This is a genomic window from Moraxella nasicaprae (assembly GCF_025643275.1).
GTDB lineage: Bacteria > Pseudomonadota > Gammaproteobacteria > Pseudomonadales > Moraxellaceae > Moraxella > Moraxella nasicaprae.
This window is the reverse complement of sequence record NZ_CP089977.1, coordinates 33,972-49,802: the sequence shown is the minus strand read 5'-3', so window position 1 is coordinate 49,802 and position 15,831 is coordinate 33,972. Positions and strand designations below refer to the sequence as shown.

Sequence of the window (15,831 nt, the reverse complement as noted above, 5' to 3'; positions counted from 1 at the left end):
TTATAAAAAAAATCCCCAAAGTGTATGACTTTGGGGAGATCATCATTATTCGTGATAAAATTCATGTGCTTTATAAAAAATCATCAACAAACTGGCATAACAAAAAATACTGACCAAACAAAACACCAAAAAGGTAATGGAGGTTCTGCCCAGTGCGGCTTCGGCAAAAGGATTATAAACCATACCGCTGCCCAAGAATAACCAATTCACCGCAATCTGTGCCAAAAAACCAAGCAATGTGATTTGAGTGACTGCACGCTCTACCCAAGTTGGGTTACTGCGAATCACAACAAAGCCCAAAATACCAATCAGAACAAAAATTGCCAACGATATTTGATAAATAAGCATACTTAAAACCCTGTTTGCCGTGAATTGATTTACTCAATGTAACATATAAGTTGCATTGTCGCAATAAATTTTATCATTAAAGTTGCACCAAGTTTTATAATATTCCAAAAAGTAAACCGAATAATAACAATAATAAAATATGATTATGGATGTATTTTTGCTATAATATGCCAAATTCATTGATAGCACGGCGACAACCCAGCCATTGAATAATTTGGAGTATAAAAATGACAGGTAAAACTTTATATGACAAACTTTGGGACGACCATTTGGTCAAACAACGAGATGATGGTTCGTCTTTGATTTATATTGACCGTCAATTGTTGCACGAAGTAACCAGTCCACAAGCCTTTGAAGGTTTACAATTGGCTGGGCGTACGCCTTGGCGTTTGTCCGCCAACATTGCCACCCCAGACCATAATGTGCCAACTTCACCCATTGAACGCTCACAAGGGATTTCTGGCATTGAAGATGATACTTCTCGTATTCAAGTCAAAACCCTTGATGATAACTGTAAAACTTTTAATGTGGTGCAGTTTGGTATTAATGATGACCGTCAGGGTATTGTTCATGTTGTTGGTCCTGAACAAGGCTTAACCTTACCGGGAATGACGGTGGTGTGTGGCGACAGTCATACTGCAACGCACGGTGCTTTGGGCTGTTTGGCACATGGTATTGGTACTAGTGAGGTTGAGCATGTTTTAGCTACTCAGTGCCTTGTACAAAAGAAAATGAAAAATATGCTGGTACGAGTGGACGGTAAACTGGGCAAAGGTGTTACCCCAAAAGATGTCATTTTGGCAATCATTGGCAAAATTGGCACAGCAGGCGGAACGGGCTATGCGATTGAATTTGGTGGACAGGTGTTCCGTGATATGTCAATTGAAGGGCGTATGACGGTGTGTAATATGGCGATTGAGGGCGGTGCAAGGGTTGGACTTGTGGCAGTGGACGACAAAACCATTTCTTATGTCAAAGGTCGCCCCTATGCCCCAACTGGCGAAAATTGGGACAAAGCCGTTGCCTATTGGAATACCTTAAAATCGGACGATGATGCTCATTTTGATGCGGTGGTCGTGTTAAATGGTGATGAGATTGAACCACAAATTTCGTGGGGAACTTCACCTGAGATGGTGATTCCAGTCTCTGCCAATGTACCTACCCTTGATGATGCCAAAGATGATGTTCAGCGAAAAGACTGGACGCGTGCCTATCAATATATGGGGTTAACGGCTGGACAATCTTTATCTGATATTACGCTTGACCGTGTGTTTATCGGTTCTTGTACCAATTCTCGCATTGAAGATTTGCGAGAAGTCGCCAAAATTGTTGAGGGCAAAAAAGTCGCCCCAACCATTAAACAAGCAATGGTGGTGGCAGGCTCAGGGCAGGTCAAAAAACAAGCTGAAAGTGAAGGTTTGGATAAAATCTTTATTGATGCAGGTTTTGAATGGCGTGAACCAGGGTGTTCTATGTGCCTTGCGATGAATGCCGATAAACTGCAAGCAGGTGAACATTGTGCCAGTACGTCTAACCGTAACTTTGAAGGTCGTCAAGGTAATGGCGGTCGTACGCACCTTGTCAGTCCTGCAATGGCGGCGGCGGCGGCAATTCACGGGCATTTTGTGGATGTGCGGACGGTGGCGTAAGGCGTGAAAGATAAGGCAATCTGTGGTATGATGGGTTGTCTTATTTTAAATTAAAGCAAAGGTGTTTTTATGAAAACCGCAGGGCAACGCAAACAGCTTTCTATTGAAAAACTAAAAAATGAAGGTATTGCCCATATTGATTGGTTGCCAGTCATAGAAGATGAAAGCGAAGCTGAATTAAAAACACCATTGGAAATCACAAAACGCTTAATCGCCTGCATGCTGTGCATTCAAGCAAGTTTTGACCAAAGAAATGATGACTATGATGTAGAAGTTGTTATTTTTTATCAAAAACTATTAAAGCAATTTCAAATTGATAATTTAACCGAAAAAGAGTTGATTATCTTTGAGCAAAAAGGCGATGAACAAGATTTGCTTAATATGACTTGGAAATATGAAGCGTGTTGGGCATTATTATGGGCATTGGGTTTAATTGATGAGTTAAAATTCCCAAATGAGCCAATGACTCACGATGAATGCGATTTTGCTATTGGGCTGGTTTCTAATAATGCAAATATTGATGAATTTTTGTCAAAAGTAAAAATGCGTTCTTTGGAGGAAATTCTAGACCAAGCTGATTTAATTTATCGTTATCATTGGGCGTGTGTGGACGCTCGTATTAATGGCAAGGAAGTTAATTTAGATGGTAGTGTCGTTATGGAACGCCGTGCAGGATTGGATTGGTTGTTTAGAGTTGATGCAGATTGGGATTATCCTGATTTAAATACTTAATATTTTGCATAGATTATGAAATTAGCTCAATGATAGGCAATATAACTTTACAAAAAAATAAGTATTATCCAAAATTAAGTAGAAATCCATAGTTATAATATGGTTTTGTTTGATATTGTGGAGCTTTTATGCAAAGACTACTTTTAACCTTACCAATGTTTGCTCTATTAAGTGCTTGTGTTGCCCCTGTGGACAGCACTGGCAAAGCCGTCCCTGTGGTCATCAATCCTGCCCCTGCGGTCATTATTGATAATCGCACAGTGAATAAAGCTGACCCAACCGCTCCCATTCATCAATGCAAATTAAAAGCCTTTACCACAACATTTACCAGTGAAAATGTCAGCCGTGGTAAAGCCAAATTAGATGTGCAAAAACAATGTCAGGGTAAATTTAATGCAATGTTTTGTGAAGAAAAAGACATTGAATGTACGGAGTACAAATAATTGATTGGCTTTTGTGAGCTGATTAAAACTTTGATTACTGACCCCATAGAAACCGATAATGGCGAAATGTGGTTATTTAAAATTGAGATTTTTAAGCATTCATAAAAAGGCTATTTTGCAAGCGTTTGGCGATTAGATACTTGTGATATCAATCCTACTTTTGCCAGTCAAAAAGATTGGATAGCCAGCGAAACATTTTTTATTGATGAAAGTTATCGCTTTGATGGGCTTGGATTGATTGGCGAGCGGATTTATTTTAAATCGCTTGATGAATGCCAAACCTATGTATTAAACTGCTTAAATCAAACTTTTAATATTAAGGAAATAGATATGAACGATTTATCTTTAAATACTTATCTTGATGTGCGTAACCCTGCTCAAAGCCAAGGCGATATGGTATTGTTTTGTGCTGATATTCACGAGGGTGACACCCTATCCAATGACTATGTCGCCAATATTTGGGGCTATACGGGCAATAATATCAGTCCAGAGCTACAATGGAAAAACGCCCCAAGCGACACCAAAAGTTTTGTGCTGACAATGTACGACCCAGACGCTCCAACAGGCTCAGGCTTTTGGCATTGGAATGTCTTTAATATTCCAGCAGATTGGACAAGCTTGCCAAAGGGCAAATCTAATGAGTTTGGTAATGGCATTTTGGAATTAAAAAATGACGCTTCCCTTGACGGCTTTATTGGAGCCTTTCCGCCCAAAGGCGATAAACCACACCGCTATATTTTTACCCTATACGCCCTAAATGAAATGCTGGACTTACCAAATACCATTAGCCCTGCGGTTTTGGGATTTAATTTAAATGGTAAGGTATTGGCAACGGCAAGTTTGACGGCTTATTATAACTGGTAAAATGGAGGTAATAATGCCTATTGGAGTGGTGGAACAATATTATCAAATGATACAGCATTTGGACAATGCTGATAAAATGGCATTGGTTGAAAAAATCAATCAATCAATTGCCGATGACTATTCAAAATACCCTAAGTTATCACGATTAAAATCTCGCCCAAATGTGGTGATTGGCAATTCTGATGACTTGGTTAATATCAGCTGGGAAAAGGAGTTAAATCTTGATTTCTCAAGCTGATATTTATCTGGATACTCACACGGTCGTTTGGCTATATACAGGACAATTAAAAAAGTTTTCCAAAAATGCCTTAGATATTTTAGAAAACAATAATCTTTTTATTTCTCCTATGGTCAAGCTCGAATTACAATATCTATATGAAAAGAAAAGGATAACTGATACAGCAGAACAAATTATCAATGCTTTGCAAGAAGAAATTGATTTAAAGATTTGCCATAAGAACTGGCTTGATGTTGTTAATATGGCATTAACTTGTGATTTTACTCGTGATGCATTTGACCGTTTGATTATTGCTCACGCAATGCTAGATAATGGCGTTTTAATTAGCAAAGATGAAAAATTAACCGAGCATTATAAAAATTGTGTTTGGTAAGTGATTTAAACTTAAAAGGTACTTTTATGAAACAATACACCACCGAAATCGGCATTGTTGCCCCCCTAGACCGTGCCAATGTGGATACCGATTTGATTATCCCTAAGCAGTTTTTAAAATCTATTAAACGCACAGGCTTTGGCGATAATTTGTTTGATGAACTGCGTTATTTGGACGAAGGCTATTTGGGGCAAGACATTTCAAAACGCCCAAAAAACCCTGATTTTGTGTTAAATCAAGACCGCTATCAAGGGGCAACGATTCTCCTTGCTCGTACTAATTTTGGCTGTGGTTCTAGCCGTGAACACGCTCCTTGGGCATTAAATGAATATGGCTTTCGCACTGTGATTGCCCCAAGTTTTGCCGATATTTTTTATAATAACTGTTTTAAAAACGGAATGCTCCCTGTTATTCTTTCAGAGAGTGAAGTTGATGAGCTTTTTAAAGAATGTTTTGACAATGTCGGCTATCAATTAACCGTTGATTTACAAAATCAAAAAGTGATTTCGCCATCTGGCAAAGAATATCATTTTGAAGTGGACGCATTTCGTAAGCATTGCCTATTAAATGGTTTAGATGATATTGGTTTGACTTTACAAAATAGTGATGATATTAAAGCCTTTGAAGAAAAAGCCCGTGCGGAGAGACCGTGGGTGTTTAAGGAATTAACGGCTTAATTTTTTAATTGGTTTTTTTATAAGGATTTTTTTATGAGTATTCAATATTGGCGTATGCAATTACACCCAGACGATAGTACATTTTCAAGTTTCTATGCCAACACTAGTATTGCCAAAGGTTTTATTGGTTTGGATTTTAAAAAAGAGAGTAATGCTGGTGATTTGTTAATATTGCAAGATGATGATAAATTAGGTTATCAAAAAAGCTATTTGCCTTTTGCAAGGGATATGAAAATTGGCGATATTGTTTTAATTGTTTCTCATCATAATCCAATTGCGGTTGTGAAGGTAACGAGCGATTATAATTATATTCGCCAAGTTGTTCCTGAATTAGGAATTTGGTTTCGTCATTTTAGACAAATTGATAAGGATAATATTATTTATTATTCTGACTTTGAAACAAATAAAAAGAATTATCAATCCATTACGATGACAAATACAATTTCGCCATTAAAAAGCGATGACACACAGTCAATGCAACTCATTCAAGAAATGATAAAATGGGAAAAATCACACAATCCAAATTCAGTTTATTGATGGTATTTTAAAAAGGAAATCTTTATGAAACACATTGCAATTCTAAATGGCGATGGTATCGGACCTGAAATTGTCGCCCAAGCAGTTAAGGTTTTGGATAAACTCATTGAACAAGGCTTAGAGGTCTCTTATGAATACGCCAAATTAGGCGGAGAAGCCTATGACGCTTATGGCGTGCCATATCCAGCCCAAACCCAAGAGATTGTACGAAAAGCCGATGCGGTGCTACTTGGGGCGGTGGGTTCGCCACAATATGACAATTTAGACCGCCCCTTACGCCCAGAACGGGGACTGTTGGCAATTCGTAAAGATTTAAATTTATTTGCTAATTTACGCCCTGCGATTTTGTATAAAGAACTTGCCAATGCGTCCACTTTAAAACCAGAAGTGGTATCAGGGCTTGATATTTTGATTGTGCGAGAGTTGACAGGCGATATTTATTTTGGCGAGCCTCGTGGGATTATTACCAACGATAAAGGCGAGCGTGAGGGCTTTAATACAATGCGATATAGCGAGAGTGAGATTCGCCGTATTGCCAAAGTGTCCTTTGAGTCGGCACAAAAACGAAATAAAAAATTGTGCAGTGTGGATAAAGCCAATGTGTTAGAAACGACCGAACTTTGGAAAGAGATTTTTACAGAAGTGGGTAAAGACTATCCTGAGGTTGAGCTCTCCCATATGTATGTGGATAATGCGGCAATGCAACTGGTTAAAAACCCCAAGCAATTTGATGTGGTGGCAACGGGCAATATCTTTGGCGATATTCTCTCCGACCAAGCCTCAATGCTGACAGGCTCTATCGGAATGCTCCCATCGGCAAGCCTAGATGAGAATGGCAAGGGCTTGTACGAACCTTCGCACGGCTCAGCTCCTGACATTGCAGGGCAGGACAAGGCAAATCCTTTGGCGACCATTTTGTCTTTGGCAATGTTACTTCGTTATAGCTTAAATGACGAAACCCGTGCGGTGCAGGTGGAGCAGGCGGTACAAAAGGTGCTGGCAGATGGACTGCGTACAGCGGACATTTATGAAGATGGCACAACGCTTGTGAGTTGTAGTCAGATGGGCGATGCGGTCATCGCCAAACTGTAATCGATTTATCTACCGTAAACCGCCAGTACGATGGCGGTTTATTTTTTGTCATTAGCTAAAAATAACGAAAATTTATTGTAATACTATTGTAATTTTGTAAAAAATACAGCATAATATGCCATTGATAATTATTATCGTTTTTATTTGATAAATTATTGTTTGGTTTGACAGACAGTCATTGGTAGGTAATTTCGTGCTGGATTCTTCTAAGAAAGTCAAAGGGTTGGCGGTTGCCATTGCGATGGTTTTGCATGGATTGGCAGGTGTGGGTTTGGTTCATATGAGCATGAAGCCAATCACACCGACCAAGTTTATACCACCTTTGGAAATTGAGTTCATTAAGCCTGAACCACCCAAGCCTGAAAAGGTTATTTTAAATAATCTAGAATCTCCTGAGCCACCCAAGCCCCATATTGAGCCAACCAAGGCAGTCATGCCTGCACCAAGCGAGGGGGCGAAAGCATCAGAACAAGAGGCTAAACCAGAAGTGATTGAGCAGACGGCTGAGCCTGAGCCTACACCCACAACTGTCAATGAGCCTGTTGCCGAACCACCGCCCATTGCCGAACCGACGCCCATCAATGAGCCAGAAGAGGCAAAACCTGTTGAAGAGCCGCCAGCACAAGATCCAGAGCCAATCATTAATCATGAAGAGATTTTAGAACAGCAAAGACAGCAGGCTTTGTGGGAGCATCAACAAAAAATCCTTAAAGAAAGAGAAGAGCAAGAACGCAAAGAACAGGAGCGTATTGCCCGAGAGAATGCTGAGCGTTTGCAACAAGAAACTCTGGCTCGCCAACAGCAAGAACAGCTTGAAAAAGAGCGTCAAGAGCAAGAACGCCTTGCCAAAGAAAAGGCTCGCCAAGAACAAGAGGAAAAAGAGCGTCTGGCAAGAGAACAGGCGGAAAATGCTCGTAAAGAAAAAGAGCGTCTTGATGCCGAAAATGCCCGCAAAGCTGCCGAAGCCCAAAAAGCCGAAGCTGCTCGTAAAGCTGCCGAAGCTGCCGCTCAACAGCAAGCACAAGGTCGTGGCAAGGGCGATGGCGGTAAAGGCAAAGGTGATGCTGGCGATAAGGGCAAGGATAATGGCAGTGAAAATGGCTCATCATCAGGCAAATCTGTTGATTTGGGTACATTATCAGCAGCCAGCTGGAAACGAGCACCAAACTTCTCAGGGCTAACCTCCGATAGCGTAGAAGCCATTAAGCTAAATGTTCATTTGACCTTTGATGCACAGGGTAAAATCACCGATATCAAAGGCGTTCATATTCGTTCGGATAAAGACCTAGAAAGAGAGATTCGCAGACGAATTCGACAAGCACAACTACACCCAAATGTCCTAAATGGCAATAGTAAAGGGGGTAGGGGTGCATATATTATTGATATTCAGTTAAGATAGTATTTGATTAAATTAGAGGTTATTATGGATTTTGCATTTTATTGGTCGCATACTGATGCGGTGAGTAAGACCTTATTTTTTATCTTATTGGCATTGTCATTGGTGTCATGGGTGGTTGGTATTGTGCGTTTGGTGCAATCCAAGCAAATGGCTGGCACGATTGATGAGCAGCTAAATCAAGCGATGAAAAGCATTGAGCCTGAACTGGCTGGGCTTGAATTTAATCAAAAAAAGATGGCAACCGAGCAACGACTATTGCAACAAATTGCCCGCCATCGTTTTGAGCTTGAAAAAGGATTGCCAATCCTTGGTACAACAGCGTCCATTGCCCCATTTATTGGACTATTTGGTACGGTTTGGGGTATCTTTCATGCTTTGCATAGCATTGGTGCAACAGGTCAGGCAGGTTTGGCTCAGGTTGCAGGTCCTGTGGGTGAAGCCTTGATTATGACAGGTCTTGGTCTGGCAGTGGCAATTCCTGCGGTCATTTTTTATAATATTTCCACTCGCATCAATAAGCGTGCCTTGCATATTGCGACTGATACCGCCCATCAAATTTTGGCTCGTACAGCACTATAAGCACAGGATAAGAGAGAAGATTATGGCATTTGAATTAGGTGATGGCGACAATCAAGGCATGAATGAGATGAATCTTATTCCATTGATTGATATTATGCTGGTATTGATGATTATCTTTTTGGTAACAGCGACGGTGCTTAATCCAAGCGTGCCACTGGATTTGCCAAAAACTTCTGCCAGCATCAATGATACACCGCCAGAAGTGGTACAAATCAGCATCGATGCCCAAAGTCAAATTTATTGGGACAAAGAGGCCATCAGTTTAGATGAATTAAATAAACGATTTGGCGATCAGGTATTGGCTGGCAAAAATCCACAAATCAATCTACGAGCAGACAAAGAGGGCAAATATGACATGGTTGCCCAAGTGCTTGCCACAGCCAGTGGCGTAGGTCTAAATAAAATCGCCTTTGTTAGCGAATGATGCAATACAAAAAAATCCTGTCAAATAAAGCAGGATTTTTTTGTATGTCAAGACTTGTAACTTAAATGATGATGTGCTACTTTAACCAAAATATTTTTTGGAGCAATCAATGAGCTATACAGTACCTAAAATCTGGGATTATGAGACCGTCAAAAACCAAAATGGTGGTAAATTTGGCGGTACAAATCGCCCAACCTCAGGAGCAACGCACATACAATCCTTACCCAAAGGCGAATTTGATTATCAATTGTACAGCCTCAACACTCCCAACGGCATTAAAGTTAATATTATTTTAGAAGAAATTAAAAAATTAGGCAAAATCTCTGGCTACGATGCTTATAAGATTGACATCATGTCAGGTCAGCAATTTGGCTCGGATTTTGTGGATATTAACCCAAACTCAAAAATCCCTGCTTTGGTGGATTATTCTGGCGACACCCCCGTTAAATTATTTGAAAGCGGGGCGATTTTGTTGTATCTTGCCCAAAAATATGGCGAATTTTTACCAACAGACACCATAAAAAATGCTCAGACTTTATCTTGGTTGATGTGGCAAATGGGGTCTGCACCATTTTTAGGTGGTGGCTTTGGGCATTTTTATGCCTATGCTCCTTTTGCCCAAGAATACCCAATCAACCGCTATGCCATGGAAGCCAAACGCCAACTTGATGTACTTAATCAACATTTGGCAACCCATCAATATATGGTTGGCGATGATTATACTGTGGCAGATATGGCGATTTATCCTTGGTATGGCAGACTGTGTTTGGGTCAATTATATGTGAGCGAGCATTATAATGCCTATGAATTTTTATCCGCTCATGAATACACACACCTGATTCGCTGGGCAAAAACCATTGCCAAGCGTCCTGCGGTGCAGTCAGCCGAGCAGTTGGCACTACAAGCGATTGAATAAATCACTAAAAAGCCAAGCAGATTCATCTTTGTTTTGGCTTTTTGTTTATCTTTTGTTATAATATTTCTATTAAATTTTACCCAAAATAGCCATGAAAGCCTTTGTTCGCTTGGGTGCATTATTTGGGCAATATAGCTTGGTCATCTTATTGCTGGCGGTATGGCAGGGCGTGGTGATGATAGGGGTGTTGCCTGATTATTTATTACCCAGTCCTAGCCAAATCTTGCAAGCACTATTTGATGATGCCTTGTTGCTGGCTCATCATGCTCAGTACACGCTTGCCACAGCGTTTCTTGGTACTGCAATAGGGCTATTATTGAGCTTTATTTTGTCCATTTTGATGGATTTATCCAAAGGATTTCGCCAAAAAGTTTATCCGATTTTATTGCTTAATCAGACCATTCCCACGATTGCCATCGCACCTTTGTTGGTCATTTGGTTGGGTTATGGGATTTTGCCCAAAGTGGTGCTGGTGGTTTTATCGGTATTTTTTCCGATGACCATTGCGTTATTGGACGGTTATCGTTCGGTTGAAAACGAACAGCTCAATCTATTTAAATCCATGAAAGCAACCACTTATCAGACTTACATACACCTAAAAATACCCTCTGCAATGGGATATTTTTTTACAGGATTAAAAGTGGCATTATCCTACGCACTCATTTCTGCGGTAGTGGCAGAGTGGCTTGGTGGCTATCATGGGCTTGGTGTGTATATGACCCGAGTGCGAAAATCCTACGAACTGGATAATATGTTTGCGGTCATTTTTTTAATCAGTTTTTTAACTTTGCTGTTGATTGCATTAGTGAAATGGCTTGAAAATCGTGCCATGCACTACAAAAACAAGGAGTGATTGATGAAATTTTTTCCAAAATCGTTGATGATGGGTACAGCGTTGCTGGCAGCATTGGGCTTGGGTGCTTGCCAAGACAAAGCAGACAAGCAAGTGGCAAACCCAGAACAACTCCAAGAGTTAATCATCGCCCTAGATTGGGTGCCAAACACCAATCATACAGGCTTGTATGTGGCGTTGGATCAGGGTTATTTTGCTAAACAAGGGTTTGATGCCAAAATCGTACAGCCCAGCGAAGACAGCACCTCCACATTGGTGGCAAGTGGTCGGGCAGATTTTGGAGTGTATTTTCAGCCCAACATGGTCAAACGCTTAAACAAAGGCGAGCCAATCACGGCAGTTGCCGCCATCACACAAAGCAACAGTGCAGGTTTGTTATCACTAAAATCATTGGGAGCAACTTCACCAGCTGATTTGAACGGCAAACGCTATTCAACTTGGGAAGACCCTGTGGACGATGCTACGGTTGCTAGTGTGGTTGGCGATAATTTGGTCAAAATTCCTGGTGAAAGCACCGATGCAACAACAGCATTGCGTATGAATCAGTTTGACTATATTTTGGCATATTATAGCTGGGACGGCATTCATGCTGGCATCAAGGGTGTCGATACCAATTTCTTTTATTTAAAAGATACCAATCCTGTCTTTGACTATTATTCACCAGTTTTGATTGCCAACAGTAAGGCATTGGCAGACAATCCAGAACGCTACAAAAAAGCCTTGGCTGCCATCGAAGCAGGTTATCTGTATGCCGCCAAAAATCCAGAAGAAAGTGCGAAGATTTTGATGAAACACGCCCCAGAAATCAATCCAGAATTGGCGATGGCCAGCCAAGCCTATATTTCGCCAACCTATCTGGATAAAAATGGTCAATGGGGTAGATTTGACTATGCTCGCTGGGATTCTTTTTTTGATTGGGTGTATCAACATAAGCTGATTGATAAGCCTTTTGCTCCACAAGCAGGCGTCAGCAATGACTATTTGCCACAATGACCCATACCTTTGATAAATTGCGACTTGATGGCATTTGCCATAGTTTTACCATCGCATCAGGCGAACAAAAACCTTTATTTGATAAACTAAACTTATCCGTCAAGACGGCTGATGTGGTGGCGATTGTTGGTGCAAGCGGTGTTGGCAAAACAACTTTGTTTAACATCGCTTCTGGTCTGATTACACCGCAAGCAGGCAAAGTGCTGATAGATGGACAAGACAGAACGGGGCAGGCAGGTCATGTGGGATATATGCTCCAAAAAGACTTGCTACTGCCATTTAAGAGCGTGTATGACAACATTGCCTTACCATTGGTGCTACAAGGTGTGTCAAAAACCCAAATCCATGCCCAAATCCATCGTCATCAGGCAGAATTTGGGCTTGACGGCTTGCTATCAAAATATCCCCAAACATTGTCGGGCGGACAAAAGCAGCGGGCGGCTTTATTACGCACTTATCTTAGCAATGACCATCTGATGTTGCTGGACGAGCCTTTCTCGGCATTGGATTATGTCACCAAAACACAAATGTATGATTGGTTTCGGCGTTTTCAGCAGTCATTAGGATTAACTTGTCTTATCATCACGCATGATATTGATGAGGCGATGTATTTGGCTGATTATATCTATGTGTTGTCTGGATTCCCTGCCACATTATCCACACCTTTTATCATACCAAAGCAGGCGGATTTTTTGCACAGTCAAGCATCGCTACAACTAAAACGGCAAATTTTAGATGCCATCGCTCAGTAGGGTGCATATCGCCCAATAAAAAAGACCGAAAAACAATCCATTTTTTCGGTCTTTTTTTGGCCTTATTTTGGGGTTTATGGTCCATCGACTCGTTCGATGGTAACATTACCCAGATTACCAGAAATACCAATGGCACGAGCTGCACCATAAGATAAATCAAGCACCTTGTCGGTTTTTGGTCGGTCATTGATTTTGACGATGACAGACTTGCCATTGTCATGATTTGTCACTCTGACATAGCAGTTCATTGGGAGTGTGCTATGTGCAGCGGTCATTGCGTTCATGTCAAAAGTTTCGCCATTGGCGGTTTTGCGACCGTGAAATTGACGACCATACCAAGATGCAATGCCTGTTTGTTTGAAACGATTGACGGTGCTAGATGCAACAGCGGTCAATTTTTCCAAAACAGGGCTATTGTCATTAGTGGCTTTTTCTTTTCTGGCGGTTTGTTGAACCAAAGGACTGCTTAAAGACAAAGAAGCCGATTGGCGAGCATTACGCACCAAGCTAGATGTATTGTTGTGCTGAGCAGTGAGTTGATTTAGCACTCTATCGATGTTGGCAGTATTTGCCGTGCTGTTAGCTTGTGCTGACAGACCCAAACTCACGCCAAGCGTGATGCCTGCCAAACGCATCAGCGATTTGCTAACTGTGTTCATGGTTACCTCTTAGTGCCGTCTGATGTCAAAAACACCGATTCTGCACATCAATACCAATCGATAAGTATCAATATCAAGTGTTATTAGTGAATGTATCCCAACATAATGCCAAAGGCACTTTGTCAGGGGTGGAATCTCGTTTGTATCAAGATATTTCAAACGATGATTTATGATGCCATAGATGAACTAAAAAATCTAGGCAATTTTAATGAATTTTAGTAATATTTTGTAATATTTATCAAAATATCGCCAATTCATTAACCCTATATTAGCGACCTTGGTGCTAAATTGCAAGTCAGATTTTCGATTTTTTGTACAAAAAATGATAAATGGCGGTCATTTTGGGGTAAAAAAGATGATTTATCGTGCTTTACGATTATACTTTTATTGGTTTTGTTGATAAAATGAGCAAAATTCTTTGGTTATGGTCAAGATGATGACTCAGCAAACACCATCATTGGTGCAAAATCGCTATATCTTTTCCCAGATTGGTATGCAGTTATGGGCAGGGCGTTCAACACAGGTGCAGGCGGTGGATTTCGCCACGGTGCATGCTTTGCCCATCTCACAGCTGTCATCACATCTGGCAACACCCAATGACACGCCCATCACGGTTTTGCAGAGTGAGACTTTGACCACGCCAGACATCATTCATCAGCCGATTGCACTCAATACTGATAAGATATCCGACCTTGCCAGTCAAGACACAAAAACCGACTCATCATCGAGTGCATTACAAGAAAATCAGCCAAGTATCTCATATCAGTTGTCTGCGGTATTGTATCGAAACTGGCTATTGTTGGTTGATGAACATCAGCTAGAAATGGCAACCAAATCTGTCTGGTCATCACTCATGCAAGCCCTAGAAAAAAACGCCAAGCAGCACCAATATCGCCACCAAATTCGTCAGTTATCCTATCCATTTGATGAGATTTATGGACAGCCATTACTTGCTCAGCGTAGTCTTGATGGTTTTGTTTTTGGGCTGACCAAAGGCGATAGCAGCATACAAGTATTGACCCTAACCCAAATGCATGACGCCATCGAAACAGATACGGCATGGCTAAGTCAATTTAGTTTGGCAGATATGTCAGCGGCTGGCGAACAAAAAAAACAATTTTGGCAATTTTTACACCAATGACTGTGTCAAATTTATGATAAACTATTGATAATTTTTTGGACAATCAAAGAGGAATGATGATGACAAATCGTTTGGCAAATTTTTGTGCAGGCCCTGCAACAATGCCGACCGCTGTATTGCAAAAAGCACAAGCAGAGATGTTAGATTGGCATAATCTGGGCGTGTCGGTGATGGAGATTAGCCATCGCAGTGCAGACTATATGGAGCTTGCCCAACAGGCAGAAAGTAATCTTAGAAAGCTGATGAACATCAGCGATGATTATGCGGTGCTATTTTTGCAAGGTGGAGCGGCATTGCAGTTTTCTGCCATTCCGCTGAATCTGATGAATGGTGGCGTGGCGGACTATCTAGAAACAGGCACTTGGTCTCAAAAAGCCTACAAAGAAGCCAAACGCTATGAAACTTTGGGTTTGGGCAAGGTAAATTTGGTTGCCTCAGGCGATGCGTCTGGGTTTACCGACATTCCATCGATGGAGCAATGGCAACTGTCGGATAATGCCAGCTATTTTCACTATTGCCCTAATGAGACCATTCACGGGGTGCAAATGTTTGATGTGCCAAAGGTAAATGCACCGATTGTGGCAGATATGTCATCGTGCATCTTGTCTGCACCCATTGATGTCAATCAATTTGGTCTGATTTATGCTGGGGCTCAAAAAAATATCGGACCTGCTGGTTTGACGCTGGTTATTGTGCGTAAAGATTTGATGGAACAAGCCAGTGCATGGTGTCCTGCGGTCATGAATTACAAAAACCAATTTGAAAACGACTCAATGCTAAACACGCCATCGACTTATGCATGGTATCTATCGGGACTGGTGTTTGAATGGCTCATTGAGCAAGGCGGTGTAGAGGCGATTGCCAAAATCAATCAAGCCAAAGCCAATGCCTTATATCAAGCCATTGACAACAGTGATTTTTATCATAATCAAGTCAATCCACAATATCGCTCTATCATGAATGTGCCTTTTACACTGGCAAACAGCGAGCTTGACAAAGTCTTTTTGGAAAAATCCAAAGAGGCAGGATTGTTAAACCTAAAAGGTCATCGTGTGGTGGGCGGTATGCGTGCCAGTATCTACAATGCGGTCACACTGGCACAAGTTGAGCAGTTGGTGTCGTTCATGAAAGAGTTTGAACGCCAATACGGATAACACAAGGA

Annotated in this window: 20 protein-coding genes; 18 read left to right on the top strand and 2 right to left on the bottom strand. The window is 41.1% G+C overall.

Annotation, left to right across the window (positions count from 1 at the left end):
- Nucleotides 1–45: 45 nt before the first annotated feature.
- Nucleotides 46–348, bottom strand: a complete 303-nt coding sequence (locus tag LU297_RS00250; RefSeq protein WP_263076428.1) for a hypothetical protein — start codon at nt 346–348, stop codon at nt 46–48.
- Nucleotides 349–575: 227 nt separating this feature from the next.
- Here LU297_RS00250 and leuC point away from each other — a divergent pair, with 227 nt between their 5' ends.
- The 16 genes from leuC to LU297_RS00170 all read left to right on the top strand — a co-directional run bounded on the left by leuC (nt 576) and on the right by LU297_RS00170 (nt 12,869).
- Nucleotides 576–1,997: a 3-isopropylmalate dehydratase large subunit gene (gene leuC / locus LU297_RS00245; protein WP_263076427.1), complete on the top strand. Its 1,422-nt coding sequence runs from the start codon at nt 576–578 to the stop codon at nt 1,995–1,997.
- A 69-nt stretch (nt 1,998–2,066) separates the two neighbouring features.
- Nucleotides 2,067–2,729: a DUF4272 domain-containing protein gene (locus LU297_RS00240; RefSeq protein ID WP_263076426.1), complete on the top strand. Its 663-nt coding sequence runs from the start codon at nt 2,067–2,069 to the stop codon at nt 2,727–2,729.
- Between the two features lie 128 nt (nt 2,730–2,857).
- On the top strand, nt 2,858–3,172 hold the full coding sequence (locus LU297_RS00235) for a hypothetical protein (protein ID WP_263076425.1): 315 nt from the start codon (nt 2,858–2,860) through the stop codon (nt 3,170–3,172).
- 330 nt (nt 3,173–3,502) lie between these two features.
- Nucleotides 3,503–4,036: a YbhB/YbcL family Raf kinase inhibitor-like protein gene (locus LU297_RS00230; RefSeq protein ID WP_263076424.1), complete on the top strand. Its 534-nt coding sequence runs from the start codon at nt 3,503–3,505 to the stop codon at nt 4,034–4,036.
- A 76-nt stretch (nt 4,037–4,112) separates the two neighbouring features.
- Nucleotides 4,113–4,274: a hypothetical protein gene (locus LU297_RS00225; RefSeq protein WP_263076423.1), complete on the top strand. Its 162-nt coding sequence runs from the start codon at nt 4,113–4,115 to the stop codon at nt 4,272–4,274.
- Nucleotides 4,258–4,647: a type II toxin-antitoxin system VapC family toxin gene (locus tag LU297_RS00220; RefSeq protein WP_263076422.1), complete on the top strand. Its 390-nt coding sequence runs from the start codon at nt 4,258–4,260 to the stop codon at nt 4,645–4,647. Before LU297_RS00225 ends, LU297_RS00220 begins: the two co-directional genes overlap by 17 nt.
- Before the next feature lie 26 nt (nt 4,648–4,673).
- The gene (gene leuD, locus LU297_RS00215) at nt 4,674–5,324 is read left to right on the top strand and encodes a 3-isopropylmalate dehydratase small subunit (protein ID WP_263076421.1); all 651 of its coding nucleotides are present in this window, start codon (nt 4,674–4,676) and stop codon (nt 5,322–5,324) included.
- A 33-nt stretch (nt 5,325–5,357) separates the two neighbouring features.
- The gene (locus LU297_RS00210) at nt 5,358–5,861 is read left to right on the top strand and encodes a DUF8426 domain-containing protein (RefSeq protein ID WP_263076420.1); all 504 of its coding nucleotides are present in this window, start codon (nt 5,358–5,360) and stop codon (nt 5,859–5,861) included.
- Nucleotides 5,862–5,885: 24 nt separating this feature from the next.
- Nucleotides 5,886–6,953 (top strand): 3-isopropylmalate dehydrogenase, encoded by a 1,068-nt coding sequence (leuB, locus tag LU297_RS00205; RefSeq protein WP_263076419.1) that lies wholly within the window; start codon nt 5,886–5,888, stop codon nt 6,951–6,953.
- Nucleotides 6,954–7,146: 193 nt separating this feature from the next.
- The gene (locus tag LU297_RS00200; RefSeq protein ID WP_263076418.1) at nt 7,147–8,352 is read left to right on the top strand and encodes an energy transducer TonB; all 1,206 of its coding nucleotides are present in this window, start codon (nt 7,147–7,149) and stop codon (nt 8,350–8,352) included.
- 24 nt (nt 8,353–8,376) lie between these two features.
- The gene (locus LU297_RS00195) at nt 8,377–8,931 is read left to right on the top strand and encodes a MotA/TolQ/ExbB proton channel family protein (RefSeq protein WP_263076417.1); all 555 of its coding nucleotides are present in this window, start codon (nt 8,377–8,379) and stop codon (nt 8,929–8,931) included.
- Between the two features lie 22 nt (nt 8,932–8,953).
- Complete coding sequence (locus LU297_RS00190) at nt 8,954–9,355, top strand: ExbD/TolR family protein (RefSeq protein ID WP_263076416.1); 402 nt, start codon at nt 8,954–8,956, stop codon at nt 9,353–9,355.
- A gap of 109 nt (nt 9,356–9,464) precedes the next feature.
- Entirely contained in the window at nt 9,465–10,271 is an 807-nt protein-coding gene (yghU, locus tag LU297_RS00185) for a glutathione-dependent disulfide-bond oxidoreductase (RefSeq protein WP_263076415.1), read from the top strand.
- 91 nt (nt 10,272–10,362) lie between these two features.
- Nucleotides 10,363–11,124, top strand: a complete 762-nt coding sequence (locus LU297_RS00180) for an ABC transporter permease (protein WP_263076414.1) — start codon at nt 10,363–10,365, stop codon at nt 11,122–11,124.
- Nucleotides 11,125–11,127: 3 nt separating this feature from the next.
- Nucleotides 11,128–12,117, top strand: a complete 990-nt coding sequence (locus tag LU297_RS00175; RefSeq protein WP_263076413.1) for an ABC transporter substrate-binding protein — start codon at nt 11,128–11,130, stop codon at nt 12,115–12,117.
- The gene (locus LU297_RS00170) at nt 12,114–12,869 is read left to right on the top strand and encodes an ABC transporter ATP-binding protein (protein WP_263076412.1); all 756 of its coding nucleotides are present in this window, start codon (nt 12,114–12,116) and stop codon (nt 12,867–12,869) included. Before LU297_RS00175 ends, LU297_RS00170 begins: the two co-directional genes overlap by 4 nt.
- A gap of 74 nt (nt 12,870–12,943) precedes the next feature.
- On the opposite strand, the gene LU297_RS00165 is transcribed toward LU297_RS00170, so the two are convergent.
- Nucleotides 12,944–13,528 carry a septal ring lytic transglycosylase RlpA family protein gene (locus LU297_RS00165; protein WP_263076411.1) on the bottom strand — a complete coding sequence of 195 codons (585 nt, stop codon included), beginning with the start codon at nt 13,526–13,528 and terminating at the stop codon, nt 12,944–12,946.
- 433 nt (nt 13,529–13,961) lie between these two features.
- Between LU297_RS00165 and LU297_RS00160 the strand changes: the two genes are divergently transcribed.
- Nucleotides 13,962–14,669: a hypothetical protein gene (locus LU297_RS00160; RefSeq protein ID WP_263076410.1), complete on the top strand. Its 708-nt coding sequence runs from the start codon at nt 13,962–13,964 to the stop codon at nt 14,667–14,669.
- Nucleotides 14,670–14,728: 59 nt separating this feature from the next.
- Entirely contained in the window at nt 14,729–15,823 is a 1,095-nt protein-coding gene (gene serC / locus LU297_RS00155; RefSeq protein WP_263076409.1) for a 3-phosphoserine/phosphohydroxythreonine transaminase, read from the top strand.
- Nucleotides 15,824–15,831: the final 8 nt, after the last annotated feature.

What these genes read in the sequence shown, in the direction of transcription:
- LU297_RS00210 (WP_263076420.1), top strand. Translation starts at nt 5,358, where the DNA reads ATGAGTATTCAATATTGGCGTATGCAATTACACCCAGACGATAGTACA.
- leuD (WP_263076421.1), top strand. Translation starts at nt 4,674, where the DNA reads ATGAAACAATACACCACCGAAATCGGCATTGTTGCCCCCCTAGACCGT.
- LU297_RS00195 (WP_263076417.1), top strand. Translation starts at nt 8,377, where the DNA reads ATGGATTTTGCATTTTATTGGTCGCATACTGATGCGGTGAGTAAGACC.
- LU297_RS00240 (WP_263076426.1), top strand. Translation starts at nt 2,067, where the DNA reads ATGAAAACCGCAGGGCAACGCAAACAGCTTTCTATTGAAAAACTAAAA.
- LU297_RS00225 (WP_263076423.1), top strand. Translation starts at nt 4,113, where the DNA reads ATGGCATTGGTTGAAAAAATCAATCAATCAATTGCCGATGACTATTCA.
- LU297_RS00160 (WP_263076410.1), top strand. Translation starts at nt 13,962, where the DNA reads ATGATGACTCAGCAAACACCATCATTGGTGCAAAATCGCTATATCTTT.
- serC (WP_263076409.1), top strand. Translation starts at nt 14,729, where the DNA reads ATGACAAATCGTTTGGCAAATTTTTGTGCAGGCCCTGCAACAATGCCG.
- LU297_RS00170 (WP_263076412.1), top strand. Translation starts at nt 12,114, where the DNA reads ATGACCCATACCTTTGATAAATTGCGACTTGATGGCATTTGCCATAGT.
- yghU (WP_263076415.1), top strand. Translation starts at nt 9,465, where the DNA reads ATGAGCTATACAGTACCTAAAATCTGGGATTATGAGACCGTCAAAAAC.
- LU297_RS00250 (WP_263076428.1), bottom strand. Translation starts at nt 348, where the DNA reads ATGCTTATTTATCAAATATCGTTGGCAATTTTTGTTCTGATTGGTATT.
- LU297_RS00180 (WP_263076414.1), top strand. Translation starts at nt 10,363, where the DNA reads ATGAAAGCCTTTGTTCGCTTGGGTGCATTATTTGGGCAATATAGCTTG.
- LU297_RS00190 (WP_263076416.1), top strand. Translation starts at nt 8,954, where the DNA reads ATGGCATTTGAATTAGGTGATGGCGACAATCAAGGCATGAATGAGATG.
- leuC (WP_263076427.1), top strand. Translation starts at nt 576, where the DNA reads ATGACAGGTAAAACTTTATATGACAAACTTTGGGACGACCATTTGGTC.
- leuB (WP_263076419.1), top strand. Translation starts at nt 5,886, where the DNA reads ATGAAACACATTGCAATTCTAAATGGCGATGGTATCGGACCTGAAATT.
- LU297_RS00230 (WP_263076424.1), top strand. Translation starts at nt 3,503, where the DNA reads ATGAACGATTTATCTTTAAATACTTATCTTGATGTGCGTAACCCTGCT.
- LU297_RS00165 (WP_263076411.1), bottom strand. Translation starts at nt 13,528, where the DNA reads ATGAACACAGTTAGCAAATCGCTGATGCGTTTGGCAGGCATCACGCTT.
- LU297_RS00235 (WP_263076425.1), top strand. Translation starts at nt 2,858, where the DNA reads ATGCAAAGACTACTTTTAACCTTACCAATGTTTGCTCTATTAAGTGCT.
- LU297_RS00175 (WP_263076413.1), top strand. Translation starts at nt 11,128, where the DNA reads ATGAAATTTTTTCCAAAATCGTTGATGATGGGTACAGCGTTGCTGGCA.